We start from the raw sequence: 24,001 nt of genomic DNA, 5'->3' as shown, positions 1-24,001 counted from the left end.
TAGCATCCAGAGGTTCAAAAACCTTGCACTTTCGTCGGCGAGCGCCGGGCAAATTGGGAAACTAAGCGACGAAACTACTATTTTGTAAGCTGTGTGGCTTCTAGATTCGCTCTGGAGACTTATTCAGCAAGCCCTATATAGCAATCCGATTTGATTTCTGAAATTATTTGCGTAGGCTGGGAGTGGGGAGTAGGGAAGAAGTCTCTTTGAGTTGTACTGAGTTTGTTCAAAAATCAAATATGAGTCCTATATTTAATTACAGATGCCTTAAAGGAAATTTATATGTTTGGACTAGGATGGCCAGAAATAGCTGTAATTACCATAGTCGCTGTTCTAATTTTTGGCCCTAAAAAAATTCCCGAACTGGGAACTGCACTGGGCAAAACCCTACGAGGTTTTAAGGAGGAGATGAAAACTCCCAGCGAGGAAACCAATCAGGAAGAAGAAAAACAATGATCAAAGGAGTCAGAATACAGGAGTCAGTGCCTTGGCTCCTGCTGATTTCTGACTAGAGCAAGGTATTAACAACAGAAGAAGGCGTGATCCCATTTTGGGAATCTACAATAGTCGTGGCAGGATTTTGTAGGTGTGTCTCTTCCTTCGCTAACCCACGCAGCTTAATTAAGTTGATAGCGCGAGTAACACTTTCTGGCAAAATTACCACCAGACTGTTATCAGGAGCCATATCTAAGCCTTTATTTATCGCTTGGGTTTCATCCAGAATTGATTCATAGCGGCTATCAGGTTTAACTTGGGTGATGCCTTGAATAATCAACTGGGTGGCTGAACCGGATAGGCGTCCCCGCGAGTCATCGTCTTCTTTGATGATGATGTAGTCAAAAATTTGTGCTGCTAATTTACCCAAGGTAACAAAATCTTCGTCGCGGCGATCGCCTGGCCCACCAATTACGCCAATCCGTTGTCCTGTAGTCCAGTTTCGCACAAAGGAACCTACAGCTTCGTAACTGGCTGCGTTGTGGGCATAATCCACCAAAGCGTGGTAGTTGCCCAAATTAAACAAATTCATCCGTCCCGGCGTTTGACTAACTGAAGCCCGGAATGTCCTCAAACCAGCCCGAATCTGCTCAATTGTGACGTTCTGCACAAATGCTGCCAAACTTGCGGCTAAAGCGTTGGCAATCATAAACGGTGCACGTCCGCCCATTGTTAAAGGTATATTTTCTGCTCTTTCTATGCGGTGTGTCCAATCGCCTTTAACAATTGACAAATAGCCATTTTCATATACTGCCGCGACTCCGCCCTTTTGGATGTGCCTCCGCACTAATTCCGAGTCGGGATTCATGGTGAAGTAAGCAATATTCGCCTTAGTTTTTTCTGACATGGCGGCGACGCGGCGATCGTCGGCGTTAAGTACCGCGTAGCCATCAGGGAATACGGCTTCTGCTACTACACTTTTGAGGTTAGCTAACTGCTCAATGGTATCTATATCGCCTATTCCTAAGTGGTCGGAGGCTACATTCAATACCACCCCTACATTTGCGGCTTCAAAGCCCAATCCAGAGCGGAGAATGCCACCACGAGCTGTTTCCAGTACCGCTACTTCTACTGTAGGATCTTGGAGGATGACGTGGGCACTTTGAGGACCTGTGTTATCGCCAGCTTCGACTAAGTAATCACCGATGTAAGTTCCATCAGTAGTCGTATAACCTACTACTTTACCAGTCTGTTTATAAATATGTGCTAGTAGTCGGGTAGTAGTGGTTTTGCCATTCGTACCCGTGATGCTAAGGATGGGAATTTGGCTAGATTGTTCGTTGGGGAACAGCATATCCATGACTGCGCCAGCGACGTTGCGCGGAATGCCAACGCTTGGGGCGACGTGCATTCTGAAGCCGGGAGCGGCGTTAACTTCGACAATTACGCCATCCACTTCCCGCAGAGGACGGCTAATATCTGTGGTGACGATATCCAGTCCGGCGATATCCAAACCGATAATTTTTACTACCCGTTGTGCCAACCAAAGGTTTTCTGGGTGAATTTCATCGGTACGGTCTACGGCACTACCACCTGTACTTAAGTTTGCTGTTGCCCTGAGATAACAAATAGTGCCTTTGGGTGGCACGCTATTTAGGGTGTGGCCTTGTCTTTCTAAGAGTTGATAGCTAGTACGGTCTAATTCAATTTTGGTCAGAACGTTATCGTGTCCTTCACCGCGATTTGGGTCAAGGTTTGTTTCTTCAATCAGTTCGGCGATCGTGGATCTACCGTTGCCAATGACATGAGCTGGTACACGTTCGGCAACTGCTACTAATTTGCCATTTACTACTAGTACCCTGTGGTCGCGCCCAACGTAATATCTTTCGATAATAATTGACCGGGAAACTTGTCTAGCAGCTTCGTAGCCTGCTTCAGCTTCTTCCCAAGTTCTGATATCAATAGTGATCCCACGTCCATGATTGCCATCTAGCGGTTTGATGACGATGGGATAGCCGCCAACGTATTCAATGGCTTGTTCCAAATCGTCTAAGAAGTTGATTACTGTACCTCTGGGTACTGGCGCACCAGCGGCAGCTAGGATGCGTTTAGTGGCTTCTTTATCGCAAGCCAGTTCTACGCCTAGAATACTGGTGTTGTCCGTCATTGTTGCCTGCATTCGCTTCTGGTTCACGCCGTAACCCATCTGAATCAAAAAGCGGGCTTCCAGAGACATCCAGGGAATACCTCTTTTTTCTGCTTCTTTGACGATCGCTTCGGTTGAAGGGCCTAAGGAAGCATCACGACTGAAGTCTTTCAGGTCTTGGATATCTTGCTCTAGTTCTGCCTTGGGATAACGGCTTCGATCAACAATACTCTGGCACAACCGCACTGCTGCTCGTCCAGCGTAACGTCCCGCTTCCTCATTCAGATACTCGATCACTACTTGGTAAATTCCGGGTGTGGCAGTTTCGCGGGTGCGACCAAAGCCGACATGCATACCAGCTAATTCCTGAAGTTCTAAGGCTACGTGTTCTACGATGTGGCCGATCATTGTGCCTTCTCTAACTCGCATCAGAAAACCACCACGACAGCCAGGCGAACAAAAGTGACCCTCCAGACTCGGCAGCGCCTCAACTAATCCTTCATAAAAGCCAGGGATTTGATTCGAGGGTGTCTCGCCAAGGGTTTCTAAATCGAGGCGCATGACGATCAGCTTGTGGCGTCGAATGCTCCAATAGTTTGGGCCGCGTAAGGTCTGGATCTTGAGGATTCTCATGGGAATAGGTAGATGGAGATTCGGAACCAAAATTCTAGTTTCTTACTGGAATTGACCGCTAAACTGTTCATCATGAACAGTTTTTTCTTTTTACATAGTGTTCTCATCTTTCTACGATCAGAAATAAATAAACGGTCAACTCAGTGTAACCTCAGATACTCTATGCCGTCAGCTGGAGATTCGGTGTACAGCAGGCAATACAGTGCGCTGGTACAGGTGGAAGCGATCGCCGTAGCTGAGGATATGGAGACGTAAATTATGCACGGTTAGGGGTTCGTCAGCACCGACATGGGGTTCGTTGGTGTGAGTGGCTTCAGTGGGATCAACAATGGTAACACTGCCTTTACCCATAACTTGTAGCCAACCATCGCGTTCAAACACTGCACAAGTATCTTCGTCAATGCCAATACCTAAGCGATCGGGATGAGCTGCGATCGCACTAATCAGTCGTCCCATCCGATTCCGGTTGTGAAAGTGTTGGTCAACGATGACTTCTGGAATAAATCCCAAGCCCGTTGCCATATCAACTAGGGAACGATTTGGCGACTCCCCACTACCGCCGCCAGCAATCATGTGATGCCCCATCACTGCCGCTCCTGCACTGGTGCCTGCCAACGTAAGTTGCCCCGCCCTCACCCGTTGCCGAATAATTTCCATTGCTGGCGTATCTGCCAATACGCCACAAAGACGCAGCTGGTCTCCTCCTGTCATAAATACCCCACTACAGGCTTCTAAGGATGCTTTGATCTGGGAGGTTTCACACTGTTCTCGTTCGCGGATGTCTAAAATTTCTACCTTCTGGGCACCCATTTCTTCAAAAATGCGAATATACCGACCACCGATGATGGCGGGTTCGCGAGAGGCCGATGGAATAATTGTAATATAAGCCTTGCTAGCACCGGCACGTCCAAAAAAAGTTCTTAGGATTTCGCGCCCATGAACTTTATCTTCTGCACCTCCGATAACCAGAACGGCGGTTTTAGTTGCTTGGGGTGTCCTCATTTCTAGCGATTTAACTTGTAATTGCGGCATTGTGTTTCTCCTGTCAACAACTTCAGGTGAATTTAACAAGGATCAGTAGCAGCCATGATTTTTGCGCTTTGCAACTTTTGAGAGGACACTGTTTTGAGGTTTGGAACTGGGTCAGCCACTCTCCAAATTTTCGTTTAATGCTCGCGTTGCCTTTCAGTCTAAACGTCTTCGTTCCCATTCCTCAAAGCCAGCGCCTTGTTGTTCACCTGTCCACTTGCAGCAGGGCAAAATAGTCTTTCGGGGGCTATATTTCCCCTCTAGGCTTGGGGACGAGCAGTTAAGACTACGCTTTTTTCTAAGGCTAGCTCGATGCATTCTGGAAGTTGTTAACTTGATATGATTATTAATTTAAATGTAGTTGTGACAACATTTAAACATAAATTAAGTAATTAGAAAAACTTTTCAGCCCATCTAAAATCCAAGAGGTCTGGTAGTTTTAGATACTATTGATAAAGTTTAACTGGAGTTTGACCCAACCTTGGCTTGATGGTGTTTGCTAGATATTCAAATTTAAGATTAGTGTCCTCGAATACGAATAACTGTGCGCTTTGATATAGTTACGCTTTTTCCTGACTGTTTTAACTCTGTTCTCAATTCTGGGTTGCTGGGTAAAGCCTTAGCCAAACAGATTGCCGAAGTTCATCTGGTTAACCCACGGGACTTTACCACCGATAAGCACCGAAAGGTAGATGATGAACCCTACGGTGGCGGTGTGGGGATGCTAATGAAGCCAGAACCCATCTTTAACGCTGTGGAGTCGCTGCCAATTCTGCCCAGAAGAGAAGTGATTTTGATGAGTCCACAGGGTCAAACAATCAATCAACCTCTTTTGAAAGAATTAACGGCAAATTATGACCAGTTAGTTGTTATTTGTGGACATTACGAAGGGGTGGATGAGAGGGTGCTACATTTGGTGACTCGTGAAGTATCTTTAGGTGATTTTATTTTGACTGGCGGAGAAATTCCAGCGATGGCTTTGATTAATGGCGTAGTTAGGCTATTACCCGGAACCGTGGCGAAAACGGAGTCCCTGACAGCAGAAAGTTTTGAGGACGGGTTATTGGACTATCCACAATATACTCGTCCTGCCAATTTTCGCGGTTTGAAAGTGCCTGATGTCTTGCTCTCTGGGAATCACGCAGCGATCGCTCGGTGGCGTTACGAACAACAGATTCAAAAAACCCGCGATCGCCGGATCGATTTGCTGAGAAACTGGGAACAGAGCAAACAGGGTGAGCATAATAATTCCTGACAAATGACTAAAATTCGGATTGGTAACGGCTACGATATTCATCGACTGGTGAGCGATCGCGCTTTAATTTTAGGTGGAATTCAAATTCCTCATGAACTGGGTTTATTAGGTCACAGTGACGCTGATGTGCTGACCCACGCGATTATGGATGCCATGCTTGGGGCATTATCTTTGGGGGATATTGGTCATTATTTTCCGCCTAGCGATCCTCAATGGGCGGGAGCAGATAGTTTAGTACTATTAACTCAAGTACATCAGCTGATTAGCGATCAAGGCTGGGAGGTGGGAAATATTGACTCGGTGGTAGTAGCAGAACGTCCAAAATTAAAACCGCATATTCACAATATGCGCGACAAACTAGCGGCTGTTTTAGAATTACAACCAAATCAAATTGGCATCAAAGCTACCACTAACGAAAAATTAGGCCCCGTTGGTCGTGAAGAAGGTATATGTGCTTATGCTGTTGTCTTGCTAGTTGCTTTAGAGTAACTTTTCTTTTAGTCCATCGGTAAAAATATTGAAGACTCACGAGGATAGAAATCAATGATTTATCAGGACAGACAAACCTTGCACTTTAACCGAACCGTATTGAAAGGTGAACGATGCCTGCGGCGGGCAAAGCCAACGCATCGTTATTCTCTCTAGTATTAATAATAATGTCGGGCTTGGTCTTAAAACTTCTGAGTGATATTTTTAGGTAAAAGGAAGAGTAATTGGGTAGCAATCATTAGAGGTTTCATTTTTATTTCAGAGGTAAACCGTCCTGAAATACTAGCAATTCTCCCGGTTGGATTGGTGTCCAAACTTCGTTGTCAGTAAGGGGGGTGGTAGCAATGACGGCGACGCGATCGCGTTCAGTAGTCACCTCCCGAAAATCTACAGTCATATCTTGGTCAATCAAATGAGCAGCCGCAAAAGGCGCTTGGCGGATAATGTAGCTGAGTTTGGTTGAGCAATAAGCAAAAAAGTGTTCTCCATCTGATAATAAATAATTAAATATACCTGATTTTGCAATTACATCAGTAATTTCTAGCAGCACAGGGTACAATTTATGTATAGTAGGTTTACCCTCAGGAAAACGCGATCGCAATGTTTCTAGGATCATGCAGAATGCTTTTTCACTATCGGTATCACCCACAGCTTGATAAAAGCCGAAATTTTCTGGATCAAAATCTGGCAAATTACCATTGTGGGCAAACACCCAATACTGACCCCACAATTCTCTACGGAAAGGATGGCAGTTATGTAGGGCAACTTCGCCCTGTGTAGCTTTACGGATATGGGCTATGACATGGGTTGAGTGAATGGGATAACTCCGCACGAACTCCGCAACCGGAGAAACAACAGAAGGTTGGGCATCTAAAAACATCCGACATCCCTTTCCTTCAAAGAAAGCAATGCCCCAACCATCGCTATGATCATCCGTTTTTCCTCCCCGTGCAGAGAACCCTTCAAAAGAAAAGCAAATATCCGTTGGAACATTGCAGTTCATTCCGAGCAATTGACACATGGATCTTGCAACTCTCAATTTTTGACTAACGTCTCAGGATTAAGATACTTCAAAATGCTGCATTAATTCTGGAGCGATCGCTTCAATCTGAGAATTTAAGGCTGAGATATTCTAGATGATCCTCAGCATAAAACAATATAGTTCGGTTGAAGAAGAATTCAGAAGTCAGAATTCAGGAGTCAACCCCATCAACACCTTTCGCGGTATCAGCCCTTTAGAAGGTTCTAGCGACGGCGCAGTTTCCAGCGTAACCCGATTTTAGCGATCATAATGCTGCTAACGATGCATTAGTAGTTGGGGCATTAAGAGCAACTTTCCGGTTTTAATTTTGTACTGATGTAAATGTAATAAAATACGATATTTTTATACTGATTGATTCAGTGCAAAATACTTTCATTATCCAGTGAGAGCAAGGAAAAATCATGCGTAAATCTGTGCGTACTTTTTCATAGGTAATTAAAGGAGCAAATTTTTCATGAAATTACATTCATCAGCTAAGTTGGGTTGTGTTGTTCTTAGCAGTAGCAGTTTAGCCGCAGTCATCATCGGTTTAGCTGGAACAAGTGCTTTCGCTCAAATCACAATTCAAAGTACTGGCACATTATCAGGCACTATCCAACTTCCCAGCATTAATCCCAATTTCAATCAAAGTACCTGCAACTGCAACTCTTGTAACTCCCACACCTGTCGTTAGTGTTGTTAATATACCTACTCCTGCACCCGTTATTACTGTTGATAGTGCGATCGCTTCCTCGACACCTACAACGTATACATCCGCTTGTTCACAGGATTTTGTCAATAGCTGTACGATACCTGCTTCACCCAAACAAGCGATCGGTCCTCGAAGTCGAGTGCTACTGCGTTAGTTATTTAACAACAAAAAACCTTTACCCTCTACTTAGACGCGATTAATTGCGTCTTTACCCTCACCCAGCAATTTTGGGTTTGTTGAATAGACCTTTTAACAAAAACTTTGGGGTGTTTCTGGAACTTTAGCAAGGCAGAATGAAATCAATATAATAGCTAGGACTGGGCAATATTCCAATTAAAAAAGTCTACCAGGGGTTATTCTGTAGCTTTTTTGTTGTTCATACTTTCTTTCTGTGGTAAATTTTACCCGGATGATTTTCTAGCTATACTAGTGGCTTAAGGCGATTGATTGATAAATTCCATCCTCCAGTTTGAAATACACAAAAACTCCAGGTTTCGGACATCTATTCAGTCAATCACTGAGGTTAACCCTAAAACTACAAACTAAATCTAGATCAATCAAACGTCTTTTGAGTTAGCACCTATGAAAGAAGAATTGATAGCCAGAGTTGTACAAGTCTTGCAAATTAATATGCGTTGGATGACTTGGAATTTATTTCTGGCTTTTATACCTTTGGCTTTGAGTGTGTGGCTATTTCGCATCAAGCGTGGTGGTAATTGGCTTTGGTGGCTAGGATTCTTAGTTTTCTATGCTTTCTTACCAAATGCCCCATATTTGCTGACTGATGTAATTCACCTGATAGATGATATCCGCACGATTCAATCAGTGTGGATAATTACTTTGGTACTAATTCCTGTATATTTGCTAGTAATTATTGGTGGATTTGAAGCTTACGTAATATCGTTAATTAATTGGGGTCACTATTTACATCGCATCGGCAAAAGCGAATGGATTTGGCGCTTGGAATTGATTACCCACGCTCTCTGTGCTGTTGGTGTCTATTGGGGGCGATTTTTGCGTTTCAACAGTTGGGATTTTATTACTCAACCTGATGCCGTATTGACTAAAGGTGTTGAAGAAATTCTTGGTAAACAGCCGTTGGTAATTATTGCTATCGGTTTTGTGATTCTTGTTGGACTGTACTCGATTATGAAACGAGTGACTTTGGGTTTAGTCAGGCAACCAAAAAATGCATATCCTATTAAGACACAATCAGCTGATTCTAATACCCCAAACGCTGGATGACCGAATCTAGAACGGTTGCGAATCGAAATGCTCAATCCCTCTTGCACTTTGATGAACTCAAAACTTTAGCAGAAAATCCCCAACCTCATGGTCGCCATTTATTAAGCGGAACCCACTGAAGGACTTCTTTAGCGAGTTGGGTGTTAATCAAGGCTTTGTAAGGTTCATGTTCATATTCATCGCCTCCGCGCCAATCCACTTCAGGAAGTAGAGATTGAGCCATTTCTGTACTAGTTCGATGCGCCGAAGAAATATCATCCGCACATAGCAGCAAGGTAACATGACCGGGATTAGGACAGTGTAAAGCGGATCGCGCTGCTTCTGCGGCGTCTCTCACATCTAGAAAAGCGCCGTATTCCCAAAATGGATTCCACTCAAAATCGGGGTTTGCTTGCCGATTGGAAATAATAAAATTGTAAGTTTCTTCATCAAAAACACCTGGTGGTCGCAGACAAATAGTTGAAATACCTGTGCTATCAGTAAAGTATTGACACATTTTTTCACCAAGGCGTTTGGAAACGGCATAAGGGGTGGTTGGATAACAAGGATGATTGTCATCTAAAGGAAGATAATCCGGTTTTCTCTCGCCTTTAAAGATTCCCAATACATCAACACTGCTGAAGAAAACAACACGTTTGAGTTTTGCCTCTGCTGCTGCTGAAAGAATATGCCAAGTTCCGAGAAGATTAACCGCCATTATTTCATCCGGCACATCCTCAGAATTTCCAAGTAGCGCCGCCAGATGAACAACTGCATCGCAGCCAACAAGTGCCGAACGAATTTCATTGGGATTCAGAATATTATGATCACTTGCAATATCAAAGCCAATCACTTCACATCCCTCAGCACGCAAAACTTTTTCAACAACTGAACCAATCATTCCTTCATTGCCAGTAATCAATACTTTCATAACACTCAGGATTGTTTGTCATATTTACTTTCTAACTAATGCAGTTTTCGTCGTGCTGCTGCTAAAATTAGGCGTTGTTCAGCACGGGCGATCACCTGATATGTTCGCTCTACTGCTTCTGGTTCAACGGAAATGGAAGTTATACCCCATTCGACTAATTTATCAATAATTTCGGGATAGAGGGCTGGTGCTTGACCGCAGATTGAACAAGGTATACCAGCAGTTTTGGCCATTTGGATCAGTTGAGCGATCGCACTCATAACTGCCGGATGACGTTCATTAAATACTTTTGCTAGCTGTCCTTGTTCTCGATCTACTCCGAGCAATAATTGGGTTAGGTCATTTGTACCAATAGAAATTCCAGCTGCACCTGCTTTGACATATTCTGGTAGTAAAAATACTACGCTTGGAACTTCTGCCATCATCCACAATTGAAATTGCGCCACCTCAGTTAACCCTGCTTGCTCAACTTTGCGACGGCAAAAAACAAATTCTTCGACAGTCCGCACAAAAGGCAACAATAGCTGGACATTGCTGTAGCCAGCTTTCTGTACAGTTGCCAAAGCTTTTAGTTCCAACTCAAACACTGCGGGATTTTGTAAATAGCTAAAAGTGCCGCGTTCACCTAACATCGACTGCGGTGAAGACTGTAAACTATGACTTAATGATGGTAAATCTGGCGATCGCCAATCTAAAGAACGGTAAAAAACTGGTCTTGGTGCAAAGGTACGGGCAAACTGCATAATCTGGTTTGACCATAGCTCTAACAATTCTGCTTGACGCCCGGCCAAAATCCAATTATGAGGATGTTGTCCCTGCAATATATTTAATACCATCAATTCTGAACGCAACAATCCCACGCCATCCACAGGCAAGCTTTGTACTTGCTCTATTAAACTAGACTGACTCAAGTTAACCAGCAGTTGGGTAGCAATCATAGGTAGATGAGACGTAACAGAAGGATAGGGTGCTTTCGGGTTGGGGTGATGGGAGGGAAGAAGATTTTCTTCTCTCCCTCTCTCCATCTCCTCCTTTAAGTCTCCTTTGATCCGATAAACTTCTCCTCTATCGCCATCAAGCAGCAGTCGTTCGCCATTTTGGATTAAAGTTGTAGCAGATGTCGCGTTCACTACTGCTGCAATACCTAATTCTCTAGCAAGAATTGCGGCGTGGCTGGTTAATCCCCCCTCTTCTGTGATAATACCAGCAACTTGTTGCAATAATGGCGACCAATCAGGTGTGATTGTAGGTGCTACTAAAATCACTCCCTTGGGTAATTGTTCGGGTTTTTCTTGGGGATTAATAATTACCAGAGCAGTCGCTACAACACGTCCCCCTGCCGCCCCTAGTCCCCTGAGAAAGTGTGCATGGGGAATTACAGATTGAGGAGTACTAACTTGTGTGATGTAGAGCTTGCCAGATGTAGTTTGCCCCGCGATCGTCCATTTAATAGTAAACCTTTTACCTAGTTCACTCACCAGTTGAGTTCCTAGAGCAATTATTTGTTGTAAGTATTCTTCTTGTAAAGCGTACTGTTTTTGTTGGGCTTCCTGAAGTAGGTAGGGAATCAAACAAGTGTTATCTGAGGTTAGTATTGACTTCGGCACAGGTTGCGAAAAAGCTCCAGGTGCTGCATCATCAACACCATAAGCCAGCGTTTTCTTGCCCAGATGTTGCTCAAGCACAACCCCAGTTTCCTGTTGAATGTAGTAGACATCTGGCTGTACCTCGCCAAGAGAGATCGCAATTCCTAACCCCCAAGTAGCTTCAATTTCCCACCCAGAAGAATTGACTCTGAGCAAACCACTGGCGATCGCATTCTCAACAGGTTGCACCAAAACTGCTAGGCTAATTTGTTGCAGGTTAATTCCTGTACGTTGCCAATATAATAGACTTCTGGCTCGAAATATTTGGCTCCAGGTACGTTTTAATGCTCTGGCGATCGCTTCGGGTTCACAATCACAAAACACTGACTCTAGCAACCCCGATATATTTACCGTACCTGGGGTCGCACTTGATACTGCTAAGGTAGGTCGAAGAATCAAACAGCCAGTTTGCCATTCTCTAGCTGCTTGGAAAATTGTACTCACCCACTGCTGTGGCACTGTCGCAGTCAAAATTTCTTGGCGTAAGCGACCAGCGACCTGTTGAACTTGACGCCAATTAGTGACATCCAGGTGTAACGAAGAATGGGGTAAGTCAGCCACTAATGACTCTGAACTATTGAGATTTTCGAGAAATTGTCGCAAAATTTCTGCCGAAACCACAAAACCAGGCACCACCGGATAGCCACGCTGGATAATTTTGCTCAAGTAAAACGCTTTCTCACCTACTTTGGCGCGGTCTTGTAGTTTAATTTGGTCTAGCCAGTAGAGTTTATCCACTCAATTTGTTAGTTGGCAATTATCTTTTGTAATCACAGCCATTACCTCTTGCTAATAATCTTCAGATATTGATTCGCATCTCAAAAAGCCCTAATCGATAAAAGTATGATGTATGCTGTTACATTACATCTTTCTCGGTGCTGAAGAAATTGTGCGCCAATCTTCCCAAGAATCACAGCAACCTTAGCAGCAGCTATTTGGGGTTGGCTGCATTGGGAATTGCTGCTGGCTGTAATAGTACGGATCAAATTTTTTTACAAGCAATTGGCCAGCAAAATATATAGTGGTTACTGTTTCTAAACATTAACCAGAATTATTATAAATGTCGGATTATTTCTCCTGCTTTCACAAAAAGAATTTGGGAAGACTTTAACCACTGAGAATCAAAAGAACCCAAGTGAGTGGTAGTAATCAAGGTTTGAAAGCGGTCTTGAATAGCATCAAGCAATTGATTTTGGCGGGATAGATCGAGTTCGGCAAGAACATCATCAAGCAACAATAATGGTGGCTCTTTGACGACTTCTTCAATTAATTGTAATTCTGCTAATTTTAAGGCTAGAACCAGCGTTCGTTGTTGACCTTGAGAACCGTATTGACGAGCGGGTGTCTGATTAATAGTTAATTCTATTTCGTCCCGATGGGGTCCGACAAGGGTAGTGCCTTGGTGCATTTCAGCAACGGCTCGCTGCTGAATTTTTGTTAAAAAAGCTTGCTGTACTTCTTCTGGATGATTATCTTCTAAAGGAATATTAGGCACGTACTTAATTTGGAGAATTTCCGTACTGCCACTGATACTGCCGTGCCAAGCGGTAGCAATGGGAGCTAGTCGTTGGATGGCGCGATCGCGTCGTCTAATTACCCTGGTTCCTGTGGTAGCTAACTGTGCATCCCACACAGCCAGTTCTGAGTGCTGAGTGCTGAGTTCTGTTAGCGAATAGCTAGGGTTTAGCCCGTTCTGAGTCTTTTTTAAAAAAGCATTGCGCTGGCGTAACACATGGTTATACTGCTGCAAAATGTGAGCATAAACTGGTTCCAGTTGAATTAAGAGTGTATCTAACCAGTTGCGACGACCTTCGGGGCCGCCGCGTACCAGTTCTAAATCCAAGCTGGAAAATTGGACTGCATTGAGAACGCCGAGAAAATCCATTTGGCGGCGGATAGATTCACCATTGAGAGCAACGCTACGGCGACCATTGCGGCGGAGGGTTAAAGTCAGGTCACTAATGCCTGTTTGTCGCTCAAGGGTGGCATTAATTTGGGCTATGGCTTCCCCTTCTTGAACTAAATCGCGATCGCGGGTCATTCTATGCGATCGCAATGTCGCTAGTAACTCCACCGCCTCCAACAAATTCGACTTTCCCTGTGCGTTATTACCTACCAAGATTGTTTTTGCAGCAGTAAAATCAACCTTTTGGTCTTGATAATTGCGAAATTGTCGGAGGTTTAGAGTTTTCAGGTACATGGTGGGGAGTGGGCATGGGGCATTGCGGATTGGGCATTGGCAGGGAGATTAAAGAAGCAGGGGAGTATAGGGGTAGAGGGGTAGAGGGGTAGATGAGAATAATTAATAACCAGTGCCCCATGCCCCATGCCCACTCCCCAATGCCCAATGCCCAATTTACACAGCCTTCTTGCCCATAATCCGCAAAAATATCTTCTCCGATTCAATCCACACAAACATTAAGGCACTGAAGCCAATACAAACCCCCAATTCCTCTAGACTCAGGTAGTGAGTACCAAAGAAATCTCGCAGGGGTGGGACGTAAACTAGCATCAACTGCAAAATCGTGGTGACGACAACAGCCGCTAATACAAAGATATTCGAGAAGGGATTCATCTCGATGGTCAGTCGGTTATTAGAGCGAATGGCGATCGCATGACCCATTTGGGCTATACACAAGGTGGTAAATACCATTGTTTTCCAAGTATCGCGGTTGCGATCGTAGTCGGGGGCATGGGTATGTTGATAAGCCCACCACATCAATGCAATGGTGATAATGGCAAATATTATCCCAATGCGAATCATATAGGAACCCAATCCCCTAGCGAAAATACTTTCGCGGGGACTAAAAGGCGGACGTTGCATTACATCTGGTTCTGGAGGTTCTACAGCTAATGCCAAGGCTGGTAAACCATCTGTTACCAAGTTCATCCAGAGAATTTGTAAGGGGGTAAGGGGTACGCCTCCCAAACCAATTAAGGGTGCAGCTGCAATTGTCAGAACTTCGCCAATGTTACTGCCGAGGATGTATTTAATAAAGCGGCGAATATTGGTGTAAACAACTCTACCTTCCTTGGTGGCGGTGACAATGGTGGCGAAGTTGTCATCAAGTAACACCATATCGCTGGCTTCTTTACTGACATCGGTGCCAGTAATGCCCATTGCAATCCCGATATCAGCTTGTTTGAGGGCTGGTGCATCGTTGACACCATCACCTGTCATCGCTACAAATCTGCCCCGACGTTGCAGTGCTTTAACAATTCGCAGTTTGTGTTCTGGGGAAACCCTGGCATAGATGTTTACCAGGTCAACATTTTGTTCTAATTCCTGGTCACTCATCCGCTGCAACTCTTGACCTATGAGGACACGATCGCCTTCTTGGGCAATTCCTAACTCGGTAGCGATCGCTCGTGCTGTTAATTGGTGGTCGCCAGTAATCATTATTGGGCGAATGCCTGCATCTCGACATTGTTGGACTGCTGCCTTCACCTCTGGGCGTGGCGCATCGAGCATTCCCACCAATCCCAGCCACACCAAACCTTGCTCGGATGTCTCCTCTGAACCTTCTGGTAGGATTTCTGTGAGGGGTTTGTAGGCAAAACCTAGCACCCGCAAACCTTTACTCGCCATTTGGTCATTTTCTGCCAAAATTTTCTGGCGTTGTGCTTCAGTCAATGGGGCTGAGTGATTGCCCAAATGAATCTGAGTACAACGTGCCAAGGTTAACTCTGGAGAACCTTTGGTAAACATTAAGTAAGGTTCAGATTGGATAAAACTAGCGATCGCTGGGTCAACGCCTCTGGGAGATGCTTCACCTGTGGCGACTTCCTTTACCTGAGAAATCACGCTCATTCGCTTGCGTTCCGAAGAAAAGGGAAACTCGGCAACGCGAGGTAACTTACTGTTCCACTGGTCTTTTTCGATTCCGGCTTTTCCCGCCAAGGTGACTAATGCCCCCTCTGTGGGATCTCCCAAAATTGCCCATTCCCCATTTTCTTTTTGCAACACCGAATCATTACAAACGGCACAACCGACTGACATCGCTGAAATTTCTGGAAACTCCTCTAGGGAAATTTTTTGACCATCTAACTGGAAATCCCCAGTGGGAGCATAACCTTCGCCGGTGACGCGAAAAGTTTTGTTATTCGTAAAAACCGATTGCACCACCATTTTATTTTGAGTTAGGGTGCCGGTTTTATCAGAACAGATGGTAGTTACAGAACCCAATGTTTCTACTGCTGGCAGTTTGCGAATCAAGGCATTTTGGCGTACCATTCGCTGGGTTCCCAGTGCCAGGGTGACGGTAATTACAGCTGGTAAACCTTCTGGCACCACAGCAACCGCCATACTCAAGGAAATTTCCAAGAGTTCTTGGATGTTTTTAAAACCTTGATCCTTGATGATACCGCCGACAACAACGATCGCCACGAGAATCAAAGAACCCGTAACTAAGACGTTGCCCAGTTGAGTCATCCGTCGCTGTAACGGTGTCGGCTCAGTTTCCACCGACTGCAACATCGTGGCAATTTTGCCCAATTCTGTTGTCATGCCGGTGTTAGTCACCAGAACTTTGCCTCGTCCTTGGACGACTTCGGTTCCTTGAAAGACTGAATTGATCCGATCGCCTAAATCTGTTTCTTCTGGTAATTTTAGTGTTGCCTGTTTGTTGACAGCTTGGGCTTCACCCGTTAGCGCCGACTCTCGTATTTGTAAATTAGACTGTTCTATCAAGCGTCCATCTGCAGCGATCTGCATCCCAGCTTCCAGCAGCATTACATCCCCTGGAACTAAGTCTTTGGCTGCTATCTCCGCCAGTCTGGTGTCGCGCATCACTCGCACTAAGGGAGAAGTCAGTTTTTTCAGGGCTGCCAATGCTTTTTCGGCACGGCTTTCTTGGACGTAGCCAAGTATGCCGTTGAGGATGACAATTGCTAAAATAGCGATCGTATCTTTAAATGGCACTTCACCAGGCTTTAAAGTGCCATTTCGCAAACCCCAGATGTCTATAAACCCAGAAATCAGAGCTACGCCAATCAGCATCAATAACATAATGTTCTTGAACTGATCTAGCAGAATTTCCCAAGTACTACGGCCAGCAACTTCTTGTAATTCGTTGAGGCCGTATTTTTGCAACCTCTGTTGAATATCTTGGGATGTTAAGCCACTGTCTGCGTTACTATCGAGCAGGTCTAACGCTTTATCAACTTCTAGACTATGCCAAACGGCGGCACCTTCGGGCAGAGAATTAGCAGACATCGTGTAAGTCACAGGAAATGGTTACAGAATTCGATCATAATTTAGTGATGGCAGGAATTCCATCTCCTAAAGTTACATTAAGGCGATCGCCCAGTTGTATGAGTGTATCTGTAATTCTTAATATTTGTAAATTCTTCCGATTTTGACATAGTATTATTTCTCACGAAAGAGTTTTTTGGAACAAATTTTACCGATAATTATCAGTACCCCGCTCTAAACGTGGCGATCAAGCCCCAGATGAGAGGCTTTTACACTTCCCACAAGGTTTTATGAGTTTTACACTCCCTACTTTGACCGTTAGCCAGATGTTTGGGCAAAAAACAATTCGACCGCTTACTGCTGCTACTTTGTCTGGCATCACTTTTATTAAAGATAGACTAATTGCTATTGACAGTATTAAAGGGCATCTACTGGAGATTGATCCCACCTCCGACAACAGCAAAATTCTCAATCCCCATCAAGTTAAAGAATTTACCGATGTCACCGGTCTAGCAGCGTGGTCAGATACTCTGTGGGTGAGCCGAGAAAATAGTGTTTACTTTTGCAATCTCAATGCTTTGGTTTTGGAAGAGTTTGTGACATTGCCTTATCCGGCTGACGGCGTTGCGGTTTGGGAAACAGCAGTTTATGTCAGTTGCCAAAAGCTGGGCTACATCCTGATTTTTGACCGCGAAACGCGAAAAGAGATTACCAGATTTTATGCCCCAGGCGTGGGAATAGAGAATTTGGCAGTTAGTCAAGAAATGCTGTGGATTTGCGATCGCACCGAACAATCAGTTTACGCGATGGATAGGGCAACGGGAGAAATTCAATTCAGTGTTCTGACACCCTTTGAATGTCCTACAGGCATAGCAATTCATAAAAATGGCGAAACAGGTAAAGAAAGTATTTATGTTGCCTACGCCTCAGAAGAGCCTTACATTCGGGATAACCCAAATGCTGATCCAAGTCATGAGCTAACCTTCCGCGATCGGACTTTTATTCATCCTCTGTATTATGATTATCAGCCAGAGAACCGCTACGCCCTGTCTAATGGCTATCTGATCGAAATGTCTTATGCTGAAGAAATTGCTCCCTTAGACGAGGTTGATTTACCTGACGTAGAATGGCGCATTGCCCTCCCATCGGAAACTGAGCGTCAAAAGGTGAAACACGTTGAACCCATTGGTATACCCTTTACCGAAGAAGTGATCGGTGGGCAACGTGTAGCAGTCTTTAAATTTGATTCTCTTGCCCCAGGAGAACGACACATATTTGGCTGGAAAGCACTTTTGGAAGTTCGAGGGATTAAGTATCGCATCACACCCAGAGATGTGGAAAATATGCCTGAACTTTCCCCAGAATTACAAACACGCTACTTAGTGGATGACGACGATTTAGCAATGGATACTCCCATTGTTCGCCGTGCAGCTAGAGAAGCGATTGGTTCTGAAACCAATGTGCTGCGGAAAATGCACAGCATCCGTAATTACGTCTACGATCAGCTATCCTACGGCATAAAACCTTACATTGACACGCCAGATATAGTTTTAGAACGGGGCGTTGGCTCCTGTGGCGAATATGTCGGCGTTTTACTTGCCCTATCCCGTTTAAATGGCATCCCCTGCCGCACCGTCGGTAGGTATAAATGTCCTCCCCATAGTGACTTACTAGGAGTGCCGCTACAACCCGACTTTAATCATGTTTGGCTGGAGTTCTACGTACCGAATTTTGGCTGGTTGCCAATGGAATCAAATCCTGACGATGTAGCTGAAGGTGGTCCTTATCCGACGCGCTTTTTTATGGGCTTATGCTGGTATCACATTGAAATTGGCAAAGGTATTACCTTTGAAACCGTGACAAGCCAAGGTACACGGCTAACCAAAGAAGATATCCCCATCGGTGATTTAGCGATAAATCATATTCGGTTCACAATTCTTAAAGAATTACCACCCTTTTGAATTTCTTGGATTTATTTACCCAAATTATGATTTTTAATTAGCTCCTAGTTTTCAGGCTTATTGAGCCAGTCTTCTAAAGCCTCAGCGATAGTATTGCTGAGGCTTTTATCTGCTTTTTAGACTATGTTGATTTAGTGGTTTATCCTATTCATCAACTTTGAAAACAACATTTTAAATTCAGACCAAGCGTATGGATGATTGCAAATCTCTCAATGATGCCTCTGACAAACAATATACTCAGCAGCAAAACTTCTCCCTAGCTTTTCTGCTGCGAATGATCAACGGTATATCTGACCCAATTTTTCTCAAAAACCACCAACATCAGTGGATACTACTTAACGATGCCTTTTGTAATTTCATCGGGCATAGCCGAGAAGAATTAATTGGTAAGTCTGACTATGATCTCTTTCCCAAAGCGGAAGCTGATGTGTTTTGGGAAAAAGATCAACTGGTTTTCACTACAGGCATAACTGATGAAAATGAGGAATTATTTACAGATTCCTGTGGCACAACACACTTTATCCTGACCAAAAAATATTTGTTTGAGGATGAGCTAGGTAATCATTTCTTAGTTGGGATTATTCGCTATTTAACAGAGCAAAAGCAGGTAGAAGCTGCCCTGCGCCGTAATAATGCTGTGCTTAAAGAAGCGGAAGAAGACTTACGACAGCAAACACAAGAACTAGAAACAACATTATACAAACTACAAAATACCCAAACTCAGTTAATTCAAAGCGAAAAAATGTCCAGTTTGGGTCAATTAGTTGCAGGTGTGGCACACGAAATCAACAACCCAGTTAGCTTTATTTACGGCAACCTTTACCCGGCTGATGAATACACCAAAAATTTATTTTCACTGTTAGAACTCTACCAAAAACATTATCCGCAACCAGTCAAGGCAATTCACGAGTTTACAAATCTAATTGAACTAGACTTCTTAAGGTCAGACTTACCCAAATTATTCAAATCGATGATCATAGGTGCAGAGCGGATTCGAGAGATTGTGCTTTCCCTGCGGACTTTCTCACGGTTAGATGAAGCGGAAATGAAGGCGGTTGATATCCATGAGGGAATTGATAGTACGATGATGATCATCCAAAGTCGCCTCAAGGCTACTGACAAGCGCCCGGAAATTGAGGTGATCAAAGAATACGGCACCCTCCCCTTGGTTGAATGTTATGCTGGGCAGTTAAACCAAGTATTTATGAATATTTTAGTGAATGCGATCGATGCTTTAGAAGATTCAGTGCTTACAGGTCGTTGGAAAATAAAAAAACAATTAAAAACGGATAATCCCCAAATTTATATTCGCACCCAATTAGTAATGCCAAATCATGTCACAATTCGCATTGCTGACAACGGAACTGGAATACCAGAAGATGCTAAAAAACAACTATTTAATCCCTTTTTTACGACCAAGCCCGTTGGACAAGGTACGGGGATGGGGCTAGCTATTAGTCACCAAATTATCACAGAAAGACATGGCGGTTCTTTAGAATTCGTTTCGCAACCAGGAACTGGTACTGAGTTTATCATTCGCATTCCCCTCATTCAACAACGTCAAATTTCTAACGCCTGATATCAGTTCTTAAACTGGGTACTAGAGATGATTGCTGCTGCTTAAAATCGGCAAAGTCACAGATGGAGTTAAATGGGCAAAACCGACAGTGAGAACCAGGATTTGGGGGGAAAATTTTACTGAAATTGCTACTTTCTTCCTGATATTTTTGCAAATCGTGCTGGTGCTTATGGGCAACATTAGCTAATTCAAATTTTAAGGATTCTAATTCACTATTATTGATGCTAATTAACTCAGATTTTTTAGATATTTCTAAATTATAAAATGATGCAACAGCTTCCCGTCCTGGGTAAAGATAACGAGCAGCTACCAAATAAACTAATGCCTGTCGTCGGTCAAAAGCCGACTTACCAGTTTTAAAATCCAAAATATGTAAAGTGCGATCGCTCTCAATAAAAACGCAGTCCATAGCCGCATATAAGCGAAAACAATAATCTTCTTGTTCAACTACAATCGGTTTGGGAAAGCCTTCATCACCAGGAGTTAATTGGATAATATCTTTATCCAAAAGCAACGGAGCATCGTGATATTTTTTCAAAATTTGCAGCACACGTTGCTGGACTTGCTCGCTGGAGTTAGCTAATTTAAGTAGCTGTGCAACTCTTTCTACACCATCTGATCGCTTCAACAGATAGCTGTGATGATGAAACTCATAAATGCCTTTTTGGGCGAGTATCCCAATCCGCTGGGGTGCGGTGGCTTGCGCTAAAAGCGCTTTGACTTGTGGTTCGTGTTGCCGCGCTTTGATAAACCCCCGTCTCATCTGGCAATGCCAGCGTTCTTGCCCGATCGCTGGGGCAATTAGAGACCAAAGGTGATAACTGGCAAAAGGTCGATCGGGGGTTGACATTGCTCAGAAACAGTGAGAGAAAATACAGTGGGGAGAAGTTTAATCTAAAACTTGCTTAGAAAAGAACTTCGGGAGATACTTGCTGGTACACACGCTTTGCGGGAAGCTTTTATAGTACTGATAATGTCCGGGAGCAAGTGGCAAAAATGTCCAGCAAGATAAAATTTGGCACCGATGGATGGCGAGGGATTATTGCCGATGACTTTACTTTCCCAAATGTGCGGAAAGTAACAAGGGCGATCGCCACTTATTTAGAAACAGCCTACACAAAAGATCGACCAGTACTTATTGCCTACGATACTCGCTTTTTAGCTGACCAGTTTGCCCAAACAGCAGCCCAAGTACTAGCAGACTTGGGTTGGAATGTCAAAGTTACTGATCGAGATTGTCCTACACCAGTAATTGCCTACAACGCGCGTCACCTAAATTCCGCAGGAGCGTTGATGTTTACTGCTAGCCATAATCCAGCACCCTACTGTGGAATTAAATATATACCCGATTATGCAGGACCCGCCACTCCAGAAATTACTGATACCATTGTGGCAAATATCGAAAGTGCATCGGATGAGTTGCCTGGAAGCAGCCCATCAGGTTCAATTTCGATGTTTGATCCCAAACCTGATTACCTGAAATTTATCTACACCTTACTTGATGTAGAAAAAATCAAAAGCGCTAATTTAAAGGTAAAGTACGATGCCCTTTATTCTACCTCTCGCGGCTATTTAGATGAAGTTTTGCAACATAGTGGCGTTGAGTTAGAAAGTTTCCACGATTGGAGGGATGTTTTATTTGGGGGTGGGATGCCAGAACCCAAAGGAGAACAATTAGTTGAATTAGTAGAAGCAGTAGTTCGCGATCGCGCTGATTTAGGTTTAGCAACCGATGGAGATGGTGATCGCTTTGGCATCGTTGATGAACAAGGAACCTTCCTCACTCCTAATACTGTGCTGCTAGTTTTAGCACGTCATTTAATCAAAAACAAAGGTAAAACTGGTGCCATAGTCCGCACTGTGGCGACAACGCACCTGCTAGATAATTTTGCTGCTAAAAATGGGCTGCAAATTTATGAGACAGCAGTTGGTTTTAAATACATCGGCGAAAAAATGCGCCAAACTGCTGTATTAATTGGTGGAGAAGAATCAGGCGGTTTGAGTATTATCGGGCATATTCCCGAAAAAGACGGGATTTTAGCCGATATGCTGGTGGCAGAAGCGATCGCTTATGAAGGCAAACCCTTAAGTCAACTTGTCAAAGAAGCGATCGCTGAAGCCGATGGCCCACTTTACAACAACCGCCTTGACTTGCACCTCACAGAGGCGCATAAAACCGCCGTCATCGACTCCTTTACCAAAAATCCACCTACAGAGGTAGCAGGAATTAAAGTCAAGGAGGTAGGGCGTAAAGACGGTATTAAGCTCTATTTAGAAGAGGGTAGCTGGGTTTTACTGCGTCCTTCCGGTACAGAACCACTGGTGCGCGTCTACCTAGAAACCAACACTCCCGAAAAACTCACCAAAATCGCCCAAGAGTTAGAGAGTGCCATTGCTAAACTAGAGGCAGTAGCAGTTTAATAATTCAGAGTTAGGAGTTATAAGTTAAGAATTATTAACTCCTAACTTTTATTAAGATATGAAAACTTTTGCTCCTTTTTTGACATCTCTAGTTGTGGCGGTTTGGGTAATCGCGATCGCAATTATTTCAGTTCAAAATGCCACACCCGTATCGTTAAAATTCTTAACATTCCAATCAATTCAGATACCAATGGGTTTAGTGCTAGCTTTTAGTGCAGGTGTAGGGTTAATTGGCATGGCACTGCTGCAACCTCTGTGGGGACTTGCTGGTTTTGGACAGGGTAATTCTCGATTGGAAGACGATGCTGAATTTTTTGTTGACGATGAAGATTTTTAAGGTTTGAATAGCTGTGCAGTATCAAAAGATTATTACAATCGAACCAGGAAAAGGAGGTGGTAAGCCTTGTATTCAAGGAATGCGAATTACTGTATACGATGTTTTATCTTCTCTTGCCTCTGGCATGACCTATGAGGAGCTGCTTGATGACTTTCCTTATCTGACACAAGAGGATATTTTGGCTTGCCTAAGTTATGCGGCTGACCGAGAACGGCTATGAGTGCAACTTATACAGCAGATTTTAATTTGTGGATTGAACAGACAACTCAACTATTGCGATCGCATCGCTGGCATGAAGTTGATGTAGAATATCTGATTGAAGAGATTGAAGGCTTGGGTAAAAGTGAACGTCGGGCTATTGCCAGTCAACTAACTCGCTTGCTGTTGCATCTGCTCAAATGGCAATATCAACCCCAGCGTCGCTCAGATAGTTGGCTGGATTCGATCACCGATTCTCGCACCCAAATTGAGTTAGCTATAGAAGATAGTCTTAGTCTTAAAAGCTATCCTATAGAGCAACTTGATGAAAGTTATCTAAGGGCACGTCGCCAAGCAGCCAAGCAAACGGGGATAGTTGTATCTCTGTTTCCAGAAGAGTGCCCATATTCTTTAGAGTTAGTGTTGGATGAAGACTGGCTACCGGAAGCAAGCGATACTTGATACTATAATTGTGGCTGTGTGGTATGAAGCGCACGACGCAGCCAATTAATGTACATTGGTGAGTCTTGCAAAAGCCGCTTTTACTTCTTCATCACTGGCAAAGTCTCCAGCATCCGCTTCAGCAATCCCCTTTTGAATCTCCTCTATTTGCCACTGATACATCTCTAGATAAGCGGCTATCGCCTCTTTACAGCAGTTTGCGAACAAACCAGCCACAAGAAGAGCTATCTAAATAGGCTCAAAAAATAAACCACAATGATTAAACCAATTAAGAGCATTTTCATCAGTAATAGCATTAACAGCCATAGTAATTACTTCATCAAGGGCT

At 43.9% G+C, this 24,001-nt stretch carries 21 protein-coding genes; 11 read left to right on the top strand and 10 right to left on the bottom strand.

Annotated features, from left to right (window positions below; translation table 11 throughout):
- Window positions 1-282 precede the first annotated feature (282 nt).
- Complete coding sequence (tatA, locus tag ACEW80_RS07725; RefSeq protein ID WP_196527662.1) at window positions 283-456, top strand: twin-arginine translocase TatA/TatE family subunit; 174 nt, start codon at window positions 283-285, stop codon at window positions 454-456.
- 52 nt (window positions 457-508) lie between these two features.
- Here the strand turns inward: tatA and cphA are convergent, their stop codons facing one another.
- Window positions 509-3,214: a cyanophycin synthetase gene (gene cphA / locus ACEW80_RS07720; RefSeq protein WP_373526035.1), complete on the bottom strand. Its 2,706-nt coding sequence runs from the start codon at window positions 3,212-3,214 to the stop codon at window positions 509-511.
- A 168-nt stretch (window positions 3,215-3,382) separates the two neighbouring features.
- Window positions 3,383-4,246 (bottom strand): cyanophycinase, encoded by an 864-nt coding sequence (locus tag ACEW80_RS07715; protein ID WP_373526034.1) that lies wholly within the window; start codon window positions 4,244-4,246, stop codon window positions 3,383-3,385.
- Window positions 4,247-4,787: 541 nt separating this feature from the next.
- On the opposite strand from ACEW80_RS07715, the gene trmD reads away from it, so the two are divergent.
- Together trmD and ispF are read left to right on the top strand one after the other, a co-directional pair.
- Window positions 4,788-5,498 (top strand): tRNA (guanosine(37)-N1)-methyltransferase TrmD, encoded by a 711-nt coding sequence (gene trmD / locus ACEW80_RS07710; protein WP_373526033.1) that lies wholly within the window; start codon window positions 4,788-4,790, stop codon window positions 5,496-5,498.
- 3 nt (window positions 5,499-5,501) lie between these two features.
- Window positions 5,502-5,987, top strand: coding sequence for a 2-C-methyl-D-erythritol 2,4-cyclodiphosphate synthase (ispF, locus tag ACEW80_RS07705; protein ID WP_373526032.1), 486 nt, complete (start codon window positions 5,502-5,504; stop codon window positions 5,985-5,987).
- Window positions 5,988-6,240: 253 nt separating this feature from the next.
- Here the strand turns inward: ispF and ACEW80_RS07700 are convergent, their stop codons facing one another.
- Window positions 6,241-7,008, bottom strand: a complete 768-nt coding sequence (locus ACEW80_RS07700) for a class II glutamine amidotransferase (RefSeq protein WP_373526031.1) — start codon at window positions 7,006-7,008, stop codon at window positions 6,241-6,243.
- Window positions 7,009-7,123: 115 nt separating this feature from the next.
- On the opposite strand from ACEW80_RS07700, the gene ACEW80_RS07695 reads away from it, so the two are divergent.
- Entirely contained in the window at window positions 7,124-7,270 is a 147-nt protein-coding gene (locus ACEW80_RS07695) for a hypothetical protein (protein WP_373526030.1), read from the top strand.
- Window positions 7,271-7,612: 342 nt separating this feature from the next.
- Here the strand turns inward: ACEW80_RS07695 and ACEW80_RS07690 are convergent, their stop codons facing one another.
- Window positions 7,613-7,834, bottom strand: a complete 222-nt coding sequence (locus ACEW80_RS07690; RefSeq protein ID WP_373526029.1) for a hypothetical protein — start codon at window positions 7,832-7,834, stop codon at window positions 7,613-7,615.
- A gap of 468 nt (window positions 7,835-8,302) precedes the next feature.
- Here ACEW80_RS07690 and ACEW80_RS07685 point away from each other — a divergent pair, with 468 nt between their 5' ends.
- Window positions 8,303-8,965, top strand: a complete 663-nt coding sequence (locus ACEW80_RS07685) for a DUF1361 domain-containing protein (RefSeq protein WP_373526028.1) — start codon at window positions 8,303-8,305, stop codon at window positions 8,963-8,965.
- Between the two features lie 85 nt (window positions 8,966-9,050).
- Here ACEW80_RS07685 and ACEW80_RS07680 read toward each other — a convergent pair whose 3' ends face one another.
- From ACEW80_RS07680 to ACEW80_RS07665, 4 genes are all read right to left on the bottom strand, one after another.
- A complete protein-coding gene (locus ACEW80_RS07680) occupies window positions 9,051-9,875 on the bottom strand; it encodes an NAD-dependent epimerase/dehydratase family protein (protein WP_373526027.1) in 825 nt (274 codons plus the stop codon).
- A 35-nt stretch (window positions 9,876-9,910) separates the two neighbouring features.
- A complete protein-coding gene (locus ACEW80_RS07675) occupies window positions 9,911-12,259 on the bottom strand; it encodes a putative PEP-binding protein (protein ID WP_373526026.1) in 2,349 nt (782 codons plus the stop codon).
- Window positions 12,260-12,575: 316 nt separating this feature from the next.
- Entirely contained in the window at window positions 12,576-13,721 is a 1,146-nt protein-coding gene (recF, locus tag ACEW80_RS07670; RefSeq protein ID WP_373526025.1) for a DNA replication/repair protein RecF, read from the bottom strand.
- 156 nt (window positions 13,722-13,877) lie between these two features.
- Complete coding sequence (locus ACEW80_RS07665; RefSeq protein ID WP_373526024.1) at window positions 13,878-16,736, bottom strand: cation-translocating P-type ATPase; 2,859 nt, start codon at window positions 16,734-16,736, stop codon at window positions 13,878-13,880.
- Window positions 16,737-17,005: 269 nt separating this feature from the next.
- Between ACEW80_RS07665 and ACEW80_RS07660 the strand changes: the two genes are divergently transcribed.
- Window positions 17,006-18,676, top strand: coding sequence for a transglutaminase domain-containing protein (locus ACEW80_RS07660; protein WP_373526023.1), 1,671 nt, complete (start codon window positions 17,006-17,008; stop codon window positions 18,674-18,676).
- Window positions 18,677-18,866: 190 nt separating this feature from the next.
- Entirely contained in the window at window positions 18,867-20,255 is a 1,389-nt protein-coding gene (locus ACEW80_RS07655; protein WP_373526022.1) for an ATP-binding protein, read from the top strand.
- Here ACEW80_RS07655 and ACEW80_RS07650 read toward each other — a convergent pair.
- The gene (locus ACEW80_RS07650; RefSeq protein WP_373526021.1) at window positions 20,245-21,105 is read right to left on the bottom strand and encodes a PD-(D/E)XK nuclease family protein; all 861 of its coding nucleotides are present in this window, start codon (window positions 21,103-21,105) and stop codon (window positions 20,245-20,247) included. The two genes, ACEW80_RS07655 and ACEW80_RS07650, sit on opposite strands and share 11 nt — an antisense overlap.
- A 146-nt stretch (window positions 21,106-21,251) precedes the next feature.
- Here ACEW80_RS07650 and ACEW80_RS07645 point away from each other — a divergent pair, with 146 nt between their 5' ends.
- Genes ACEW80_RS07645 through ACEW80_RS07630 form a run of 4 tightly spaced genes read left to right on the top strand, consistent with a single transcriptional unit; the run spans window position 21,252 to window position 23,673 of the window.
- A complete protein-coding gene (locus ACEW80_RS07645) occupies window positions 21,252-22,676 on the top strand; it encodes a phosphoglucomutase/phosphomannomutase family protein (RefSeq protein ID WP_373526020.1) in 1,425 nt (474 codons plus the stop codon).
- A 58-nt stretch (window positions 22,677-22,734) separates the two neighbouring features.
- Window positions 22,735-23,013, top strand: coding sequence for a LapA family protein (locus ACEW80_RS07640; protein ID WP_373526019.1), 279 nt, complete (start codon window positions 22,735-22,737; stop codon window positions 23,011-23,013).
- A gap of 13 nt (window positions 23,014-23,026) precedes the next feature.
- Window positions 23,027-23,233, top strand: coding sequence for a DUF433 domain-containing protein (locus ACEW80_RS07635; RefSeq protein WP_373526018.1), 207 nt, complete (start codon window positions 23,027-23,029; stop codon window positions 23,231-23,233).
- Entirely contained in the window at window positions 23,230-23,673 is a 444-nt protein-coding gene (locus tag ACEW80_RS07630) for a DUF29 domain-containing protein (protein ID WP_373526017.1), read from the top strand. The genes ACEW80_RS07635 and ACEW80_RS07630 overlap by 4 nt, the downstream gene beginning before the upstream one ends.
- A 45-nt stretch (window positions 23,674-23,718) precedes the next feature.
- Here the strand turns inward: ACEW80_RS07630 and ACEW80_RS07625 are convergent, their stop codons facing one another.
- Window positions 23,719-23,889, bottom strand: a complete 171-nt coding sequence (locus ACEW80_RS07625; protein ID WP_373526016.1) for a CopG family ribbon-helix-helix protein — start codon at window positions 23,887-23,889, stop codon at window positions 23,719-23,721.
- Between the last annotated feature and the right edge of the window lie 112 nt (window positions 23,890-24,001).

Origin of the sequence: Nostoc sp., from assembly GCF_041747015.1 — a bacterium.
In the GTDB taxonomy this organism is placed as follows: Bacteria; Cyanobacteriota; Cyanobacteriia; order Cyanobacteriales; family Nostocaceae; genus Nostoc.
Note: the sequence above shows the minus strand (reverse complement) of the source record. Positions and strands in the feature narration are given on the sequence as shown.